Origin of the sequence: Pseudomonas sp. M2(2023) (genome assembly GCF_030263955.1) — a bacterium.
Classification (GTDB): domain Bacteria; phylum Pseudomonadota; class Gammaproteobacteria; order Pseudomonadales; family Pseudomonadaceae; genus Aquipseudomonas; species Aquipseudomonas asiatica.
In genome coordinates this window covers 163,792-181,572 of sequence record NZ_CP127114.1, presented here as the reverse complement: position 1 = coordinate 181,572, position 17,781 = coordinate 163,792, and the positions used below count along the sequence as shown (strand labels likewise).

Below are 17,781 nucleotides of genomic sequence, written 5' to 3'. Positions count from 1 at the left end.
ATGAGCACGTCCCCTTCAGGCGCCTGGAGCCCATTGCGCAACGCCACCTTCCGCATGCTGTGGATCGCCACCATCGCTTCCAACATCGGCACCTGGATGCATGAGGTGGGCGCCGGCTGGCTGATGACCACGCTGTCGGCCAGCCCGTTGCACGTGGCCCTGATCCAGGTAGCCGGCTCGCTACCAATGTTCTTCCTTGCCCTGCCGGCCGGCGCGGCGGCTGATATCGTCGACAAGCGCCGATACCTGTTGCTGGTGCAACTGTGGATGTCTTCGGTGGCCGTGGTGCTGGCGGCCCTGACCCTGCTCGGGGTGATGAACGTCACCCTGCTGCTGGTGCTTACCCTGGCGTTGGGCATCGGCACGGCACTGATGATGCCGGCCTGGAGTGCGCTGACACCGGAGCTGGTAGGCAAGGACGACCTGGCCAACGCGGTGGCGCTTTCCAGTGTCGGTATCAATGTGTCGCGCGCCATCGGCCCGGCTTTGGCGGGCGTGGTGGTGAGCATGGTCGGCCCGTGGCTGACCTTCGCCCTGAATGCCATCTCGTTCGCCGGGGTGATCCTGGTGCTGTTCCTGTGGAAGCGCGAGGTGAAGGAGCCGCTGCTGCCGGCCGAGCGCTTCGTCGGCGCCATGCGCACCGGGCTGCGTTTCGCGCGCAGTGCCAAGCCCTTGCAGGCGGTGATATTGCGCGCCTTGGCATTCTTTTTCTGCGCCAGCGCCGGCACCTCGCTGCTGCCGTTGATCGTGCGTGGCGAGATGCAAGGTACCGCCGCCGATTTCGGCCTGCTGCTGGCGGCCATCGGCATCGGCGCGGTGGCCGGCGCCACCTTGCTGCCACGCCTGCGCGAACGCATCAGCCGCGACCGCCTGGTGCTGCTGGCCAGCCTGCTGTATGCCCTGTTCCTGCTAGCCCTGGCGCTGGTGCGCAACTTCTATGTGCTGCTGCCGGCAATGCTGCTCAGCGGCGCGGCGTGGATTGCCGTGCTGTCCAACCTGCAGGTGGCGGCGCAGACCTCGGTACCGGCCTGGGTACGGGCGCGGGCGCTGTCGGTGTACATCCTGATCTTCTTTGGTGCCATGGCCAGTGGCGGGTTGCTGTGGGGCACGCTGGCCAGCCATGCAACCATCACCTTGAGCCTGCTGCTGGCCGCAGCTGGCCTGGCACTGGGCACGCTGCTGACCTGCAAGGTGACGCTGCCGGAAACCGCAGCCGAGGAGCTGACGCCGTCACTGCATTGGCCGTTGCCGCTGCTGAGCGACGACATGGACAAGGAAAGCGGGCCGGTGATGGTTACCGTGGAATACCACATCGACCCGGCCAAGGCCGAGGCGTTCCAGCAGGCAGCGCGGGAGCTGGAGGCGATGCGCAAGCGCAATGGCGCGTTGTCGTGGGGGTTGATGCGCGACAGTGCGGACCCGGCGTTGTGGCTGGAGTTCTTCTTCGAGGAATCGTGGCTGGAGCATTTGAGGCATCACCACCGGGTAACCCGGGGTGAGCTGAAGATCGAGGCCAGGGTGCGGATGCTGCAGACCGATGGTGTGGAAGTGAAGATTCGGCATCTGTTGGCTGGAGCTGAGCACAAGACTCACCATTGATGTCTGCTGTGGCCTCTTCGCGGGTAAACCCGCTCCCACAGGGACAACACAGGCCTGAAGGGCGCTGCCGTACCTGTGGGAGCGGGTTTACCCGCGAAGAGGCCAGCACTGAAGGAACAAAAAAGGGGGCCAATAACTGGCCCCCTTTTTCACATCAGCTCAGCTTAGAAAGCAAAGCACGAACAACCCAGCGCCCCCCAGAAGCCCTGGAAGTCATTCACCGGCACATTCGAATGCCGTGCCTTCTCATGGCTGTGCGCATGCACCCCGCAAGGCCCGACACACTGGTGCGCCACCGCTGCCAGCGACGGCGTGCCCACGCGCCAGTGGCCCGGCACCTTGGTCACCGGCGACCACTCCGGCAGCACCGGCACCTGGGGCGGGCCGAGCTTGTCGAATTCCGCCGCGCCATACACCACCTTGCCATCGACCACGGTCAGCACCGACTCGATGCCTTTGATCGCCTCTTCATCGACACTGAAGAAGTCCAGCGACAGCGCCGCCAGGTCAGCCAGCTGGCCCACCTTGATCTGGCCTTTCTTGCCCTGCTCGCTGGAGAACCAGGCGCTGCCCTGGGTGAACAGCTGCAGCGCGGTGTCACGGCTGAGGCCTTCCGGGTACAGCTCCATGCCACCGACGGTCTTGCCGCTGACCAGCCAGTACAGCGAGGTCCACGGGTTGTAGCTGGACACGCGGGTGGCGTCGGTACCGGCGCCCACCGGCACGCCCATGTCGAGCATGCGCTTGATCGGCGGGGTCTGCTCGGCAGCCTTGGCGCCGTAGCGGTCAACGAAATACTCACCCTGGAAGGCCATGCGGTCCTGGATCGCGATACCGCCGCCCAGCGCACGCACACGCTCGATGTTCTGCGGGGTGATGGTTTCGGCGTGGTCGAAGAACCATGGCAGGCCATTGAACGGGATGTCGCGGTTGACCTTCTCGAACACGTCGAGCATGCGCGTGATCGATTCGTTGTAGGTGGCATGCAGGCGGAACGGCCAGCGCTGCTCGACCAGGTGGCGCACCACCGGCTCCAGCTCTTGTTCCATGGTTTGCGGCAGGTCCGGGCGCGGTTCGAGGAAGTCCTCGAAGTCGGCGGCGGAGAACACCAGCATTTCGCCGGCGCCATTGTGGCGCAGGAAGTCGGTACCGCTGTGCAGCTTCACGCTGGAGGTCCACTTGCGGAAGTCGTCCAGCTCTTCCTTGGGCTTCTGGGTGAACAGGTTGTAGGCAATGCGCACGGTCAGCTGGTTGTTGTCGGCCAGCTCCTGGATCACCTGATAGTCGTCCGGGTAGTTCTGGTAGCCACCACCGGCATCGATGGCACTGGTCAGGCCCAGGCGGTTGAGCTCGCGCATGAACTGGCGGGTGGAGTTGACCTGGTATTCCAGCGGCAGCTTCGGCCCCTTGGCCAAGGTGGCGTAGAGGATCATCGCGTTGGGGCGGGCGATGAGCATGCCGGTCGGGTTGCCGAACTTGTCACGCTGGATCTCGCCGCCCGGCGGGTTGGGCGTGTCCTTGGTGTAGCCGACTGCCTTGAGCGCGGCGCGGTTGAGCAGTGCGCGGTCATACAGGTGCAGCAGGAATACCGGGGTGTCAGGTGCGGCCTGGTTGATTTCCTCCAGGGTGGGCATGCGTTTTTCGGCGAACTGGAACTCGTTCCAGCCACCGACCACGCGCACCCACTGCGGGGTGGGCGTGCGCGCGGCCTGGTCCTTGAGCATGCGCAGGGCATCGGCCACCGAAGGCACGCCTTCCCAGCGCAGCTCCAGGTTGTAGTTCAGGCCACCACGGATCAGGTGCAGGTGCGAGTCGTTCAGGCCAGGGATGACCGTGCGCTGCTTGAGGTCGATGATCTGCGTGGTGGCGCCCTTGTGGGCCATGGCTTCGGCGTCGTTGCCCACGGCGATGAAACGGCCATCCTTGATGGCGACGGCGGTCGCGGTGGGCTTTTCACGATCAACGGTGTGCAGTTTGCCGTTGAACAGAATCAGATCGGCGGTCATGGAACCTCCTTGGGTGGATGCGTGAGCGGAACCGGCGGAACCGGTAAAAGGCAATGCGGACCAGAGCGCGCCAGCGGCACCGAGCACGGTACTGGTGGCGAGGAACTGGCGACGGGTCTTGTCGTTGCGGTCCTGGGACATGGGGTTCTCCGTCTGGTGCGGCAGCGGGCAGGCGCAACTGCGGAGCATGCCGGTTGGTGTAGGGACAAGGCTTGGATGGATGTGCGGTGGGTTGTTGAAGGTTAGCCTTGTTCAGCATTTGCGCTGCCTGGGCTGGCCTCTTCGCGGGTGAACCCGCTCCCACAGGGACATCACCGGCCTTGAAGACTGTGGTGTCCCTTGTGGCAGCGGGTTTACCCGCGAATGCCCCAGCACAGTTACTTCTGAAGGAACGCCAGCAAGTCTTGATTGAGTTGCTGTGCATGAGTCACCGCAAACCCGTGCGGCGCCCCCGCGTACACCTTCAGCTCAGCCCCACGAATCAGCTCCGCCGCCCGCTTGCCGGTGCTCTCGAACGGCACGATCTGGTCGTCGTCACCGTGGATCACCAGGGTTGGCACATCGATCTTGGCCATATCCGGGCGGAAGTCGGTTTCGGAGAACGCGGTCACGCAATCCAAGGTGCCCTTGATCGATGCCATCAGCGCAATGTTCAAGGTCTGGGTCTGCACACCCTGGGACACCTGCTGCCCATGGTTGATGCCATAGAACGGCGTGGCGAAATCGGCGATGAACTGCGCCCGGTCGGCACGCAGGCCGGTGCAGATACCCTCGAACACCGATAGGTCGACCCCTTCAGGGTTGTCGTCACGCTTGCCGAACACCGGCGTCACCGCGCCAAGCAGCACCAGCCCGGCCACACGCTCGCTGCCGTGGCGGGCGATGTAGCGGCTGACGTCACCGCCACCCATCGAGAAGCCCACCAAGGTCACATCGCGCAGGTCGAGGTGTTCGATCAGCTGGGCGATGTCATCGGCGAAGGTGTCGTAGTCGTAGCCGCTCCACGGCTGGCTCGAACGGCCGAAACCACGGCGGTCGAAAGCGATGGCGCGGTAGCCGCGGCTGGCCAGGTATTCCATCTGCGAATCCCACATGTCGGCATCCAGTGGCCAGCCGTGGCTGAACAGCACAGGCTTGCCGCTGCCCCAGTCCTTGAAGTAGATCGAAGTACCATCGCGGGTAACGAACGTGCTCATGTCGGTATCTCCTTGAAAATGTCGAAGTAAAGGCCTGGCTCAGCCACGCAGCCAGTTGGCGCAGCGGCGGGTTACCCAAGGCATGATGTAGAACACCACGGGCAGGATGACGAACAGGTTGACGATCAGGTTGCCGATGATCGCGCCCCCCAGCTGCGGGAAGCGTGCGAACAGCGGCGCCAGCAGTTGTGGAATGATCATGGTCATCGGGCAGATCACCAGGTAGGTCAGCAGGGCCTGCTTCCAGCGCGGCGGTTGTGCCGGCGTAGCGCCCTTCGAACTGGCGATTACCTTGTGTTGCAGGCATACGGTCACTACGTCGTGGTTGTCTTGGGGTGCGGTGTTCATCGGCGTTCCTTGGGATGAGCTTGCCCGCATCCACTGTGCAACGGCGGACGGGCGCTGGATTGGACAGGTGTGCTGCCTTGGCGGGCACCGGCTGGCGGTGCCCGCACATCTGGCTTACTTGCTGGCGTTGAAAGCGTTGTAGCTGGTGATCAGGTTGCGGTAGTCCGGGATGTGGTTGGAGCACAGCGCGGCCAGCCCTTCGATGTCGTTGCGCCAGTCGCGGTGCAGCTCACAGGCCACGCCGAACCAGGTCATCAGTTGTGCGCCGGCCTGGCTCATACGGTCGTGGGCGGCGTCGCGGGTCATCGCGTTGAAGGTGCCGGAGGCATCAGTGACCACGAACACTTCGAACTCTTCCTCCAGGGCCGACAGCGCCGGGAAGGCTACGCACACTTCAGTCACCACGCCGGCGATGATCAGTTGCTTCTTGCCGGTGGCCTTCACCGCCTTGACGAAGTCCTCGTTGTCCCAGGCGTTGATCTGGCCTGGGCGGGCGATGTAGGGGGCGTCCGGGAACAGGGCTTTCAGCTCTGGTACCAGCGGGCCGTTGGGGCCTTGTTCGAAGCTGGTGGTGAGGATGGTCGGCAGGTTGAAGAACTTGGCCAGGTCGGCCAGGGCCAATACGTTGTTCTTGAACGCGTCCGGCTCGATGTCGCGGACCAGGGACAGCAGGCCAGCCTGGTGGTCGACCAGCAGGACAGCAGCGTCGTCTTTGTTCAGGCGGTTGTATTTGAAGTTGGTCATGGTCGTTGCTCCTAAGGGTTTTGATCTTTTCAGTAAGTTGGGTGTTTCGCGTTGATGGGAGAAGATTAAAACCATGACCTTTTGGGCGGTAGATAGCGATTTTTGGCTCTAGCGTTCTGTTTTATGAACGATGGTTTTGTATGGGCTCGACCGGCCCTTTCGCGGCTAAAGCCGCTCCTACAGGTACTGCGCACGATTCAGATCCAGCGCAATCCCTGTGGGAGCGGCTTTAGCCGCGAAGAGGCCGGCACAGGCCCCATTGCCTGCCCGGCCAACCTGCTCTATTACTACCCACAACCCTCCCCTCACCCGAGACCACCATGCTGGCGTTCATCCAGTCATACCCGTTGTTGCTCGGCACCGCCCTGGTCCTGCTCGACCTCGTGCTCTGGCAACTGATTCCTCTCCAGCAACGCGCCTGGCGTATCGGCACGCGGTTGGTGCTGTTCCTGCTGTTCAGCTCGGTACTGGTGGCTGCCGGCATGAGCCCGATGCAACCACCCCCCTGGCCCGATGATGTCTCGCGCAACCTGATCGCCACGGTACTGGCGATCGGCTGGTGGCTGTTCGGCGCACGCACGGTGACGGTGGTGTTCGGCCTGTTGCTGGGTGCCCGTGGCAGCCATGGCGGGCGTTTGCTGCAGGATGTGCTGGGGGCGCTGATCTTCCTGGCTGCGGTGGTCGCCGCCGCAGGTTATGTGTTGCAGTTGCCGGTGAAGGGCCTGCTGGCTACATCGGGGGTAATGGCCATCGTCATCGGCCTGGCGCTGCAGAGCACATTGGCCGACGTGTTCAGTGGCATCATCCTGAACACCACGCGGCCGTATCAGATTGGCGACTCGATCTCCATCGATAACACCGAAGGCAAGGTGCTGGAAATCGACTGGCGTGCCACCCGCCTGCTCACCAGCACCGGCAGCCTGGCGGTGATCCCCAACTCGGTGGCGGCCAAGGCCCGGCTGCTCAACCACAGCCGCCCGGCCGATGTGCACGGGGTGTCGGTCAGCGTGGTGGTACCGGCCAAGGTGCGGCCCAAACGGGTGTTCGATGCTCTGGAAAAAGCCTTGCAAGGCGTCAGTGCCATCCTGGCTACACCAAGACCAAAGGTGACGGTGAAAGCCTCGACGCTGGAATCAGTGGAGTACGAAGCCAGCGGCTTCGTGGCCGACGCGGGCGCCAAGGGCGCCGCGCGCAACCAACTGTTCGACCTGGCCCACCGGCACCTGGAGGCCAGCGGGGTAATGTGGAACACCGACCTGGCCATGCCACCACGCAGCCGCCAGCGCGAGGTGCTGGACGAGGTGCGGGTGTTCCGCTCGCTGAGCGCTGAAGAGCGCGATGCGTTGAGCCAGCGTATGACGGCGGTGGAATACCTGGCCGACCAGGTAATCCTGGGCGTGGGCGAGCATTCCGATCATTTGCTGGTGATTGGCAGCGGGGTGGTTTCGGCGTCGATTCGCGATGGCGACAAGCTGGTCGAGGCCGGGCGCATGGGGCCGGGCGAGGTGCTCGGGATCGAGGGGATCATCGACGATGAGCAGTCGTTTGCCGAATTCCGCACATTGACCGGTTGCGTGCTGTACCGGATCGACAAGGAGCAGGTGAAGAGCTGCCTGGTGCAACGCGGCGATGTGCAGACGGCGTTGAGCAAGTTGCAGCGGTTTCGGCGGCAGAGCCGGGAGTCGTTGTTGCTGCAGAAGCCGGTTTCGATCAAGAAGGGCGGTTTTCTCAGCTGGTTGCACAAGTAAGCCTGTGCCGGCCTCTTCGCGGGTAAACCCGCTCCCACAGAGAGCGCGCAAAATCTGAACGCTGCGCAGTACCTGTGGGAGCGGGTTTACCCGCGAAGAGGCCAGTATTTACAACACAACCCTTAGGCATTGCCCCGCGTGGTACAGCGAGAACCCGGACTCGTAGAACGCAGTCCGCAACGAGGGCGCACTCACGCCCTTCATCGGCGAGAACGGAATCGGCAGGCTGCCCGCCTCCCCCTTCAGCAGGAACTCGGCGAACGCCCGGCCGATCACGGTCCCGGTGGTATTGCCGCGCCCGTTGTACCCGGTCACCGCCACCAGCCCCGGCGCCGGTTCGAACAGGCGCATCAGGTGGTCTGGGGTGAAGTCGATGCAACCGGTCCAGTGCATTTCCCACTCGACCTTGCCCAGCTCCGGGTAATAGTGGCTCTGGATGCGGTCAGCCCAGCTGCGCACGAACCACGCCGGCTTGTTGTCGACCCGGCCCAGGCTGCCGAGCAGCAGGCGGCCCTGGTCGTCGCGACGGATGCTGCTGAGCACGGTGCGGGTGTCCCATGAGCCTTGGCCATGTGGCAGCACCTTGTCGGCTGCAGCACCCTGCAACGGCTTGGATGCCACCTGGTAGTAGTAGCCACGGAAGAACTGCTTCTGCAGGTTGCTCCAGTCGCCTTCGGTGTAGGCGCCGGTGGAAATCACCACCTTGTCGGCGCGCACCGAACCACGTGCGGTCTTCACCCGCCAGGCATCGCCGTCACGCTCCAGGCCTTCGACCGAAGACTGCTGGAACAGCTTGCCACCCAGGCGTGCCACCGCTGCGGCCAGGCCCTGGGTGTAGCCCATGGGGTTGATGGTGCCGGCGCGGCGGTCGAGCAGCGCGGCGGAAATCTTGTCGGTACCGCAGTATTCCTGGCACTGGGCGCCGGTCAGCAGCTCCACGTCGGCACCACGGCGGCGCCATTGTTCGTGGCGGGCCTCCAGGTCGGCGATACCGGTGGCGTTGTGCGCCATGTGCAGCGTGCCTTTGTGCTGGGCCTGGCAGTCGATGCCAAGGCGTTCGATCATGGCGAACACTTCGGCCGGGGCTTCGCCGAGCACCTTGTTCAGGCGGCTGCCCTGCTGCAGGCCGAGGGTGGCCTCGACATCGTCGGGGCGGATCCAGGTGCCGGCGTTGACCAGGCCGACGTTGCGCCCGGAGCCACCGTGACCGATCTTCCAGGCCTCCAGCAGGATCACCGACTTGCCCTGTTCGAGCAGGTGGATGGCCGCCGACAGGCCGGTAATGCCGCCGCCGATCACACAGACATCGGCCTTGTGCTCACCGGCCAGGGCTTGGGCGGCGACGGTCGGTTTGCTGACGAATTCCCACAAGCATTCTTGACGCAGTTCGGACATGGCCCGGCTCCAGCAATTTGTTCTTGTTTGGGGCCGTTGTGCGGCCCATTCGCGGGTAAACCCGCTCCCACAGGTGCATCACAGGTTTCAAGAACTGTGTTGTACCTGTGGGAGCGGGTTTACCCGCGAACCGGGGGCCAGGCCCCCGGCCATGCAGCATCAGCCGATCAGTCGAACACGATACCCTGCGCCAGCGGCAGTTCGCGCGAGTAGTTCACGGTGTTGGTCTGGCGACGCATGTAGCCTTTCCAGGCGTCCGAACCGGACTCACGGCCACCACCAGTCTCCTTCTCGCCACCGAACGCACCGCCGATCTCGGCGCCGCTGGTACCGATGTTGACGTTGGCGATGCCGCAGTCGCTGCCCGAAGCGCTCTGGAAGCGTTCTGCCTCACGGATGTCGGTGGTGAAGATGCACGACGACAGGCCTTGTGGCACTTCGTTGTTCAGGCGCAGGGCCTCTTCGAAGTCGTCGTAGGCCAGCACGTACAGGATCGGGGCGAAGGTTTCGTGGCGCACCACGTCGCTCTGCGCCGGCATTTCGGCGATGGCAGGCGATACGTAGTAGGCGTTCGGGTACTGGTCGGCCAGCTGACGCTCGCCACCAAATACCTGGCCACCTTCGTCACGGGCCTTGGCCAGCGCGCCCTGCATGGCGTCGAACGACTGCTTGTCGATCAGCGGGCCCACCAGGTTGTCCTTGCGTGGGTCACCGATGCGCACCTTGCCGTAGGCGGCTTTGACGCGGTCAACCACTTCGTCCTTGATCGAACGGTGCACGATCAGGCGGCGCAGGGTGGTGCAACGCTGGCCGGCGGTGCCGACTGCGGAGAACAGGATGCCACGCACGGCCAGGTCGAGGTCGGCGCTCGGGGCCAGGATCATGGCGTTGTTGCCACCCAGCTCGAGGATGCTGCGGCCGAAGCGGGCAGCCACACGTGGGCCGACTTCGCGCCCCATGCGGGTGCTGCCGGTGGCGCTGACCAGCGGTACGCGCGGGTCGTCGACCATGGCTTCGCCGGCTTCACGGCCGCCGATCACCAGTTGTGCCAGGCCAGCCGGGGCATCACCGAAGGCTTTCAGGGCTTTTTCGAACAGCGCCTGGCAGGCCAGGGCGGTCAGCGGGGTCTTCTCGGACGGTTTCCATACCACCGAGTTACCGGCGACCAGGGCCAGGGCAGTGTTCCAGGCCCAGACTGCGACCGGGAAGTTGAAGGCGCTGATCACGCCGACCACGCCCAGCGGGTGCCAGGTTTCACGCATGTGGTGGCCAGGGCGCTCGGAAGCGATGGTCAGGCCGTACAGCTGGCGCGACAGGCCAACGGCGAAGTCGCAGATGTCGATCATTTCCTGCACTTCGCCCAGGCCTTCCTGGGTGATTTTGCCGGCTTCGATCGAAACCAGCTCGCCGAGGTCGGCCTTGTGCTCACGCAGCACTTCGCCGAACAGGCGCACCAGCTCGCCACGGCGCGGGGCCGGCACGCTGCGCCAGGCTTCGAAGGCGCTCTGGGCCTGATCGATGCGGGCGATGGTCTCGGCCTTGCCGAGCAGTTTCACCGAGGCGATCTGGCTGCCGTCGATCGGCGTGTGAACAGGGTAGTCGCCCTGGGTGTAAGCCTCGGCAGCAACGCCAAGGCGCTCGAGCAGTCCAGCAACCATTTGTGCATCTCCTACATCGGGTGATGGGGTGGAAAAATGATGTGGATCAGTATTAATCCGATCACACCGGTGCAACAAACGACCTTTATTCCGCATATCATTCCGTCAGGTAATGATTTGAGCCGCAGAGACCGCTATGTCCAAACGCCTGGTGCCCTCCATGACCGCCCTGCAGTGCTTCGAAGCTGCAGCCCGCCATTTGAGCTTTACCCGTGCCGCCGAAGAGCTGCACCTGACCCAGAGCGCGGTCAGCAAGCAGGTGGCGCAGCTTGAAGACATGCTGCGCCACCACCTGTTCCTGCGTATCCGTCGCCGCCTGCAGCTGACGCCGGCGGGCAGCCTGTACCTGGCCGAGGTCAACAAGATCCTCACTCAGGTGGATATGTCCAGCCGCTACGTGCTCACCTACGGCGAGCAGACCGAGATATTGAAGGTAGCCACTCAGCCGAGTTTTGGCGTGCGCTGGTTGATCCCGCACCTCAAGGGTTTTGGCAAGCGCCACAACAACATCCACCTGGACATCCGCAACGAGATGGAGCCTTTCGCCCTGCTGCAGGGCTCGGCGGACGTGGTGTTCTTCTATGGCCAGGGCACTTGGCCGGGGGCCACCTGCATGGAGCTGTTCGGTGAAGAGGTGGTGCCGGTATGTGCGCCGGAGTTGCTGGCCGGGCGTGAACTGAACGATGCCGGAGAGCTGGCCGAACTGGTGTTGCTGCAGAGCACCTCGCGGCCAGAGGCCTGGCACGAGTGGTTCCTGGAGTTGGGTTTGCAGAGCGTCAGTGCCTACCACGGGCCGCGCTTCGATACCTTCTACATGGCCTTGAGCGCGGCGCAGGCCGGGTGCGGGGTGGCGTTGGTGCCGCGCTACCTGGCGGCGAAGGAGCTGGCCGAGGGGAGTTTGGTGGTGCCGTGGAACCATGCGATGCGCAGTGCCGGGGCGCATTACCTGGCGTATGCCGAGCATGCGGCGGAGGTGCCCAAGGTAAGGGCGTTGGTGGAATGGATTCGTGAGCAGCTATCGACCTGAGGGTCTCTTCGCGGGTAAACCCGCTCCCACAGGTATCACGCAAGGCCTGAACCCTGTGAGGTACCCTGTGGGAGCGGGTTTACCCGCGAAAGGGCCCTTGAGGTCGATCAAAAAAGGAATGACACACTCACTTTTTTTCGCTTGTGAGCAAAGTGCATTCCCAGCTTTCATGTAAGCGTCCGAACCCAACCAGGAAGCTAGCGATGCCCGCCCACGATTTCGTCAGCCCCGACAGCATCCGCGCGCAGTTCTCTGCCGCCATGTCGCTCATGTACAAACAGGAAGTGCCCCTGTACGGCACGCTGCTGGAGCTGGTGAGCGAAATCAACCAGCAGGTCATGGCCCAGCAACCCGAGGTTGCCGAGGCCCTGCGCTGGACCGGCGAAATCGAGCGCCTGGATCAGGAGCGCCACGGTGCCATCCGTGTCGGCACCGCCGCAGAGCTGGCCACCATCGCCCGGTTGTTCGCGGTCATGGGCATGCAGCCAGTCGGCTACTACGACCTCAGTTCCGCCGGTGTGCCGGTGCATTCCACCGCCTTCCGCGCGGTGCACGAGCAGTCGCTGCACGTCAGCCCGTTCCGCGTGTTCACCTCGCTGCTGCGCCTGGAACTGATCGACAACCCGCAGCTGCGCGAGCTGGCAGAGAGCATCCTGGCCAAGCGCCAGATCTTCAGCGCCCGCGCCCTAGAGCTGATCGACCAATGCGAGCGCGATGGTGGCCTGAATGCCGCCGATGCCGAGGTGTTCGTGCAAGAAGCGCTGCACACCTTCCGCTGGCACCATGACGCCACCGTCACTGCCGAGCAGTACCAGCAGTTGCACGACCAGCACCGCCTGATCGCCGATGTGGTGGCCTTCAAGGGCCCGCACATCAACCATCTGACCCCGCGCACCCTTGACATCGATGCAATCCAGCTCGGCATGCCGGCCAAGGGCATCCCGCCAAAGGCCGTGGTCGAAGGCCCGCCCACCCGCCGCCACCCGATCCTGCTGCGCCAGACCAGCTTCAAAGCCCTGCAGGAAAAGGTCGCGTTCAGCGACCAGCAGGGCAGCGAAGGCAGCCACACCGCGCGCTTTGGCGAAATCGAGCAACGCGGCGCGGCGCTGACGCCGAAAGGCCGCCAGCTGTACGACAAGCTGCTCGACGCCACCCGCGCCGCCCTGGGTGGCGCCCCGGCCGAGGCCAATGCCGAACGCTACATGGCGTTGTTGAAGGACACCTTTGCCGAGTTCCCGGATGACCTGGCACAGATGCGTGAACAAGGGCTGGCCTACTTCCGCTACTTCGCCACCGAGAAAGGCCTGGCTGCGCGTGACCAGGATGACCGCCCGACCACACTGGAAGGGCTGATCGAGGCTGGCCATGTGCACTTCGAGGCGTTGGTGTACGAGGACTTCCTGCCGGTGAGCGCGGCGGGGATCTTCCAGTCCAACCTGGGTGACGATGCGCAGGCCGAGTACGGCAGCAACGCCAACCGCGATGCGTTCGAAGCGGCGCTGGGGCTGCAGGTGCAGGATGAGCTGGCGCTGTATGCGCAGAGCGAGCGTCGGTCGCTGCAGGCGTGTGCACAGGCGTTGAACCTGGGCTCGATGTAAGGCATTGCGGCCTCTTCGCGGGTAAACCCGCTCCCACCGGTACAGTACTGGCCTCAAGGCCTGCACCGAGCCTGTGGGAGCGGGTTTACCCGCGAAGAGGCCGGTACAGGCGATCAAAGGGCCGGCAGGATCTGCACATCCGGCAAATCCATCGCCGCCACCTCCTCTTCCAGAAACGCGCTCAAACGTCGCAACCGCTCGCCCCCTGGCCGAGTGCGCGGCCACACCAGGTAATAATCCATCCCGCTGGGCACCGCCGTCGGCCAAGGCAGGCTAAGGCGTCCTTGCGCGACATCCTCGGCCACCATCAGCAAATCACCCATGGAAATGCCATAGCCACGCGCCGCGGCAATCATGCCCAGCTCCAGAGTGTCGAATACCTGCCCGCCCTTGAGCGAAACCTTGTCACTCAACCCCATGCGCTCCAACCATTCCCGCCAGTCGCGCTTGTCCACCGTGGGGTGCAGCAGCTCGATGCAGGCCAGCCGACGCTCGTCCCAGGGTTCTTCGTCGAGCAGGTCCGGCGCACCCACGGGGATCAGCAGCTCCGGGAACAACCTGCGCACTTCCCATTCCGGCGGGAACACCCCGTCGCTGAGCAACACCGCGCAATCGAACGGCTCCTGGTTGAAGTCCACATGGTCGACATCCATCCAGGCGCTGGTCAGCTGCACTTCGTTGCCAGGCTGCAAGTGGCGAAAGCGGCTAAGGCGCGCCAGCAACCAGCGCATGGTCAGGGTCGAGGGAGCCTTCATGCGCAGGATGTCATCCTCACCGCGCAAGGTATCGCAAGCCCGTTCCAGCGCGGCAAAGCCTTCACGCACACCGGGCAGCAGCACCCGCGCCGCTTCGGTCAGTTGCAGGCTGCGGCCACTGCGCACGAACAGGCGGCAGGCAAAATGCTCCTCCAGCGTGCGGATATGCCGGCTGACCGCGCTCTGGGTAATCGACAGCTCTTCGCCGGCACGGGTGAAGGAGCTTAGCCGCGCGGCGGCTTCGAATGCGCGCAGGGCATACAGCGGGGGGAGCTGACGGGACATGAGGCACCTGCCATACGGGGCTGAGAAATGAATCACCGGGAAGCATATATACATGAGTCAGACTCATGCCAATGATCGCTTTTATCCTTTTGTGCAAAGTTGACCAAAGCCTCAGAATCGCCCTTCGTTGATCACCCCAGGAAAAGGACTGCCCCCATGCATGTCGCGCCCACCACAGAACTCAAGGCTTTGCTGCGCCTGGCCGGGCCGCTGATCGCCTCGCAGTTGGCGCACATGCTGATGGTGCTGACCGATACCCTGATGATGGCCCGCATCAGCCCGCAAGCCCTGGCTGGTGGCGGCCTGGGCGCGGCGAGCTACTCGTTCGTGTCGATCTTCTGCCTTGGCGTGATCGCTGCGGTCGGCACCCTGGTGGCCATTCGCAAGGGCGCCAACGACATCGAAGGCGCCACCCGCCTGGCGCAGGGTGGCCTGTGGCTGGCCTGGGGCCTGGCGCTGTTCGCTGCGCTGGTGCTGTGGAACCTTGAACCGGTACTGCTGCAGTTCGGGCAAAAGCCCGAGAACGTTGCCTCGGCCGCCGAATTCCTCACCCTGCTGCCACTGGCGCTGCCCGGCTACCTGACCTTCATGGCCTTGCGCGGCTTCACCAGCGCGCTGGGCCGCTCAACCCCGGTGATGGTCATCAGCCTGGTCGGCACGGTACTCAACTACCTGTTCAACGTGGCATTGATCGAAGGCATGTTCGGCCTGCCCAAGCTGGGCCTGATGGGCATCGGCCTGGTCACCGCGGTGGTGTCGATGGGCATGGCCATTGCCTTGGCGCTGTATATCCGCTGGCACCCGGCCTATGCCCCCTACCCACTGCGCAAGGGCCTGTCGCGCCCTTCGCTGCCGGCCCTGCGCGAGCTGTGGCGGCTGGGCCTGCCGATTGGCGGCACCTACATGGTGGAAGTCGGCCTGTTCGCCTTTGCCGCGCTGTGCATGGGCGTGCTGGGCAGTACCGAGCTGGCGGCGCACCAGATCGCCCTGCAGATCGTCTCCACGGCGTTCATGGTGCCGACCGGGTTGTCGTATGCGGTGACCATGCGCGTGGGGCTGTACTACGGCGCCGGCAACCTGCTGGCGGCGCGCAGTGCCGGGCGGGTGGGCATAGGCTTCGGGGCGATGATCATGTTTGCCTTCGCCGCGCTGTTCTGGCTGCTGCCCGATGCGCTGGTGGGGCTGTTCATCGACCGTGACGACCCGGCATTTGCGGCGATCTTCCAGCTGGCGGTGCAGTTGCTGATGGTGGCTGCGTGGTTCGAGCTGTTCGATGGCATGCAGACGATCGCGATGGGCTCGATCCGTGGGCTGAAGGATGCCAAGACGACCTTCCTGATCGGGCTGGTGTGCTACTGGCTGGTGGGGGCGCCGAGCGCCTGGCTGTTCACCTTTACCCTGGGCGGTGGCGCGGTCGGGGTGTGGTGGGGGCTGGCGTTGGGGCTGGCGTGTGCGGCGGTGGCACTGACCTTTGGCTTTGAGTGGCGGATGAAGCGGCTTTTGGGCAAGGCCGGGATTGGTGGAGCGGCGACGGCTTCGGCCTGACTTGCGGGCCTCTTCGCGGGTAAACCCGCTCCCACAGGGACTGCGCAGGGTCTGAATCCTGTGCAAAGCCTGTGGGAGCGGGTTCACCCGCGAAAGGGCCCTAAAGGGCTGTGCCCAACTGGCAGCCGGTCGCCTGCAGCAAGAACTCCATCAACTCCGCCACCGGCAGCGGCTTGCTGACCAGGAAGCCCTGCACCTGGTCACAGCCAAACCCGCGCAGCAACGCCATCTGCTCTTCGCTCTCCACCCCTTCGGCCACCACCTCCAGGTTGAGGTTGTGCGCCAGGTTGATCATGGCGTGCACCAGCTTGCGGTTCTCCTCGCGCATTTCCATCTCCGCGACAAAGCTCCGGTCCACCTTGAGCAAGGTGATCGGCAGGCTGTTTAGGTGCACGAACGAAGAGAACCCGGTACCAAAATCATCGAGCGAGAAGCGCACGCCCAGGCGCCCCAGGGCGTCCATGGTCTGGCGTACCAGCTCGTTGCGGCGCATCACCGCCGTTTCGGTGAGCTCGAATTCGAGCCAGCGGGCATCCACGCCATGTTCGAGAATCAGGCGGCTCAAGGTCGCCAGCAACTGGCTGTCCTGAAACTGGCGGAAGCTCAGGTTGACCGCCATGTGCAGCGGCTCCAGGCCGCGCTCGCACAGCGCCTGCATGTCGCGCAGGGCTCGGGAAATCACCCAGTAGCCCAGCGGCACGATCAGGCCGCTCTGCTCGGCCAGCGGCACGAACTCGCTGGGCGGCAACAGGCCGCGCTCGGCATGCCGCCAGCGCACCAGCGCCTCGAGGCCGACGATGCGCCCGTCGGCCAGGTTCAACCGCGGCTGGTAATGCAGCTCCAGCTCGTCCCGGCGCAGGGCGCGGCGCAATTCGCTTTCCAGATCGGCAAGGCTACGGGCGTTGCGATTGATACGCTCGTTGAACACATGGAAGGTGCAACCCTGGCTGCCCTTGGCCTGGCGCATGGCGATGTGCGCATGCCACATCAGCGGGTCGGCACCACCCTGGGCGCAGGCATGGGCCAGGCCCAGGCTGCAGCCCAGCAGCAGGCTTTCGCCGTCAATCCAGTAGGGTTCGGCCAACGCCTCGACAATCCGCTCGGCAATCCACTCGGCACGGTTGGGGTCGCGTCGGGTGTCGATCAGCAGGGCGAACTCGTCGCTGCCCAGGCGCGCCAGTTGGTCGCCCGCCTCCAGTTGCTGTTTCAGCCGCGCCACCACCTGCAGGATCAGGCGGTCGCCGCTCTGGTGGCCAAGGGCGTCGTTGACGTGGCGGAAGTTGTCCAGGTCCAGGTGGCCGAGGGCAAGGCCACGGCCGTCGTTCTCGGCCAGGCGCGCGGTCAGCAAGGCCTGGAAGCCCTGGCGGTTGGCGATGCCGGTCAGCGGGTCCTGCTCGGCCAGGCGCTGCAAGGTGGCCACCAGCACGCCGCGCTCGCGCACATGGCGCAGCGAGCGACGCAAGGTGTCGGCATTGAGCTGGTCACGCACCAGCCAGTCACTGACGGCGCTGGGCGCTAACTGAGGCTCGCGGTCGAGCAGCAGGATGGTCGGCAGCTCGCAGCGTCCAGGCGCGGGCTGCAGGGCCGGGGTTGCCAGCACGACAGCCTGGCGGTCCTGGTTGAACAGGCTGTCGACCGAGTCCCAGTTCGGCGCCGTCAGCAGCACGGCGCTGCCACCCTGGGCAGGCATGCAATCGCGTAGCAGCGCGCCCCATTCCGGCTCATCGGCCAACAGCAGCAAACGCAATGGTTCGACAGGCGTGGACAAGCGGGCTCCTTAGGCTTCACGGTGCAACGGAAACTGCCAGGTATGCTACTGCATTAATGAAAATGATTTTCAATTTAATACATGTTTTTACGGGTGTAGCATCCCGACG

The 17,781-nt window shown here is 64.4% G+C and carries 13 protein-coding genes; 5 read left to right on the top strand and 8 right to left on the bottom strand.

All coding sequences use genetic code 11. The annotated features are described in order from the left end of the window. The gene (locus QN085_RS00835; RefSeq protein WP_044047176.1) at positions 1-1,599 is read left to right on the top strand and encodes an MFS transporter; all 1,599 of its coding nucleotides are present in this window, start codon (positions 1-3) and stop codon (positions 1,597-1,599) included. Positions 1,600-1,763: 164 nt separating this feature from the next. Here QN085_RS00835 and QN085_RS00830 read toward each other — a convergent pair whose 3' ends face one another. The 4 genes from QN085_RS00830 to ycaC all read right to left on the bottom strand — a co-directional run bounded on the left by QN085_RS00830 (position 1,764) and on the right by ycaC (position 5,893). After that, positions 1,764-3,605: an amidohydrolase gene (locus QN085_RS00830; protein WP_038410295.1), complete on the bottom strand. Its 1,842-nt coding sequence runs from the start codon at positions 3,603-3,605 to the stop codon at positions 1,764-1,766. 377 nt (positions 3,606-3,982) lie between these two features. Further along, the gene (locus tag QN085_RS00825) at positions 3,983-4,801 is read right to left on the bottom strand and encodes an alpha/beta fold hydrolase (RefSeq protein ID WP_023661331.1); all 819 of its coding nucleotides are present in this window, start codon (positions 4,799-4,801) and stop codon (positions 3,983-3,985) included. Between the two features lie 39 nt (positions 4,802-4,840). After that, positions 4,841-5,149 carry a putative antibiotic biosynthesis monooxygenase gene (locus QN085_RS00820; protein ID WP_023661330.1) on the bottom strand — a complete coding sequence of 103 codons (309 nt, stop codon included), beginning with the start codon at positions 5,147-5,149 and terminating at the stop codon, positions 4,841-4,843. A gap of 114 nt (positions 5,150-5,263) precedes the next feature. Next, positions 5,264-5,893, bottom strand: a complete 630-nt coding sequence (ycaC, locus tag QN085_RS00815) for an isochorismate family cysteine hydrolase YcaC (protein ID WP_015272313.1) — start codon at positions 5,891-5,893, stop codon at positions 5,264-5,266. Between the two features lie 320 nt (positions 5,894-6,213). Between ycaC and QN085_RS00810 the strand changes: the two genes are divergently transcribed. Further along, positions 6,214-7,641, top strand: a complete 1,428-nt coding sequence (locus tag QN085_RS00810; protein WP_274396188.1) for a mechanosensitive ion channel family protein — start codon at positions 6,214-6,216, stop codon at positions 7,639-7,641. A 108-nt stretch (positions 7,642-7,749) separates the two neighbouring features. Here the strand turns inward: QN085_RS00810 and amaA are convergent, their stop codons facing one another. Continuing rightward, positions 7,750-9,036 (bottom strand): L-pipecolate oxidase, encoded by a 1,287-nt coding sequence (amaA, locus tag QN085_RS00805; RefSeq protein ID WP_013974769.1) that lies wholly within the window; start codon positions 9,034-9,036, stop codon positions 7,750-7,752. 167 nt (positions 9,037-9,203) lie between these two features. After that, entirely contained in the window at positions 9,204-10,694 is a 1,491-nt protein-coding gene (gene amaB / locus QN085_RS00800) for an L-piperidine-6-carboxylate dehydrogenase (protein WP_023661328.1), read from the bottom strand. A 136-nt stretch (positions 10,695-10,830) separates the two neighbouring features. Here amaB and QN085_RS00795 point away from each other — a divergent pair, with 136 nt between their 5' ends. Further along, entirely contained in the window at positions 10,831-11,721 is an 891-nt protein-coding gene (locus QN085_RS00795; RefSeq protein WP_013974770.1) for a LysR family transcriptional regulator, read from the top strand. Positions 11,722-11,924: 203 nt separating this feature from the next. Further along, positions 11,925-13,319, top strand: coding sequence for a 2-oxoadipate dioxygenase/decarboxylase HglS (gene hglS / locus QN085_RS00790; protein ID WP_023661327.1), 1,395 nt, complete (start codon positions 11,925-11,927; stop codon positions 13,317-13,319). Between the two features lie 113 nt (positions 13,320-13,432). Here the strand turns inward: hglS and QN085_RS00785 are convergent, their stop codons facing one another. Beyond that, on the bottom strand, positions 13,433-14,359 hold the full coding sequence (locus tag QN085_RS00785) for a LysR substrate-binding domain-containing protein (protein ID WP_013974772.1): 927 nt from the start codon (positions 14,357-14,359) through the stop codon (positions 13,433-13,435). Positions 14,360-14,515: 156 nt separating this feature from the next. On the opposite strand from QN085_RS00785, the gene QN085_RS00780 reads away from it, so the two are divergent. Continuing rightward, positions 14,516-15,904 (top strand): NorM family multidrug efflux MATE transporter, encoded by a 1,389-nt coding sequence (locus QN085_RS00780; protein ID WP_041506313.1) that lies wholly within the window; start codon positions 14,516-14,518, stop codon positions 15,902-15,904. A gap of 100 nt (positions 15,905-16,004) precedes the next feature. Here the strand turns inward: QN085_RS00780 and QN085_RS00775 are convergent, their stop codons facing one another. Beyond that, complete coding sequence (locus QN085_RS00775; protein ID WP_041506314.1) at positions 16,005-17,672, bottom strand: putative bifunctional diguanylate cyclase/phosphodiesterase; 1,668 nt, start codon at positions 17,670-17,672, stop codon at positions 16,005-16,007. Positions 17,673-17,781 lie beyond the last annotated feature (109 nt).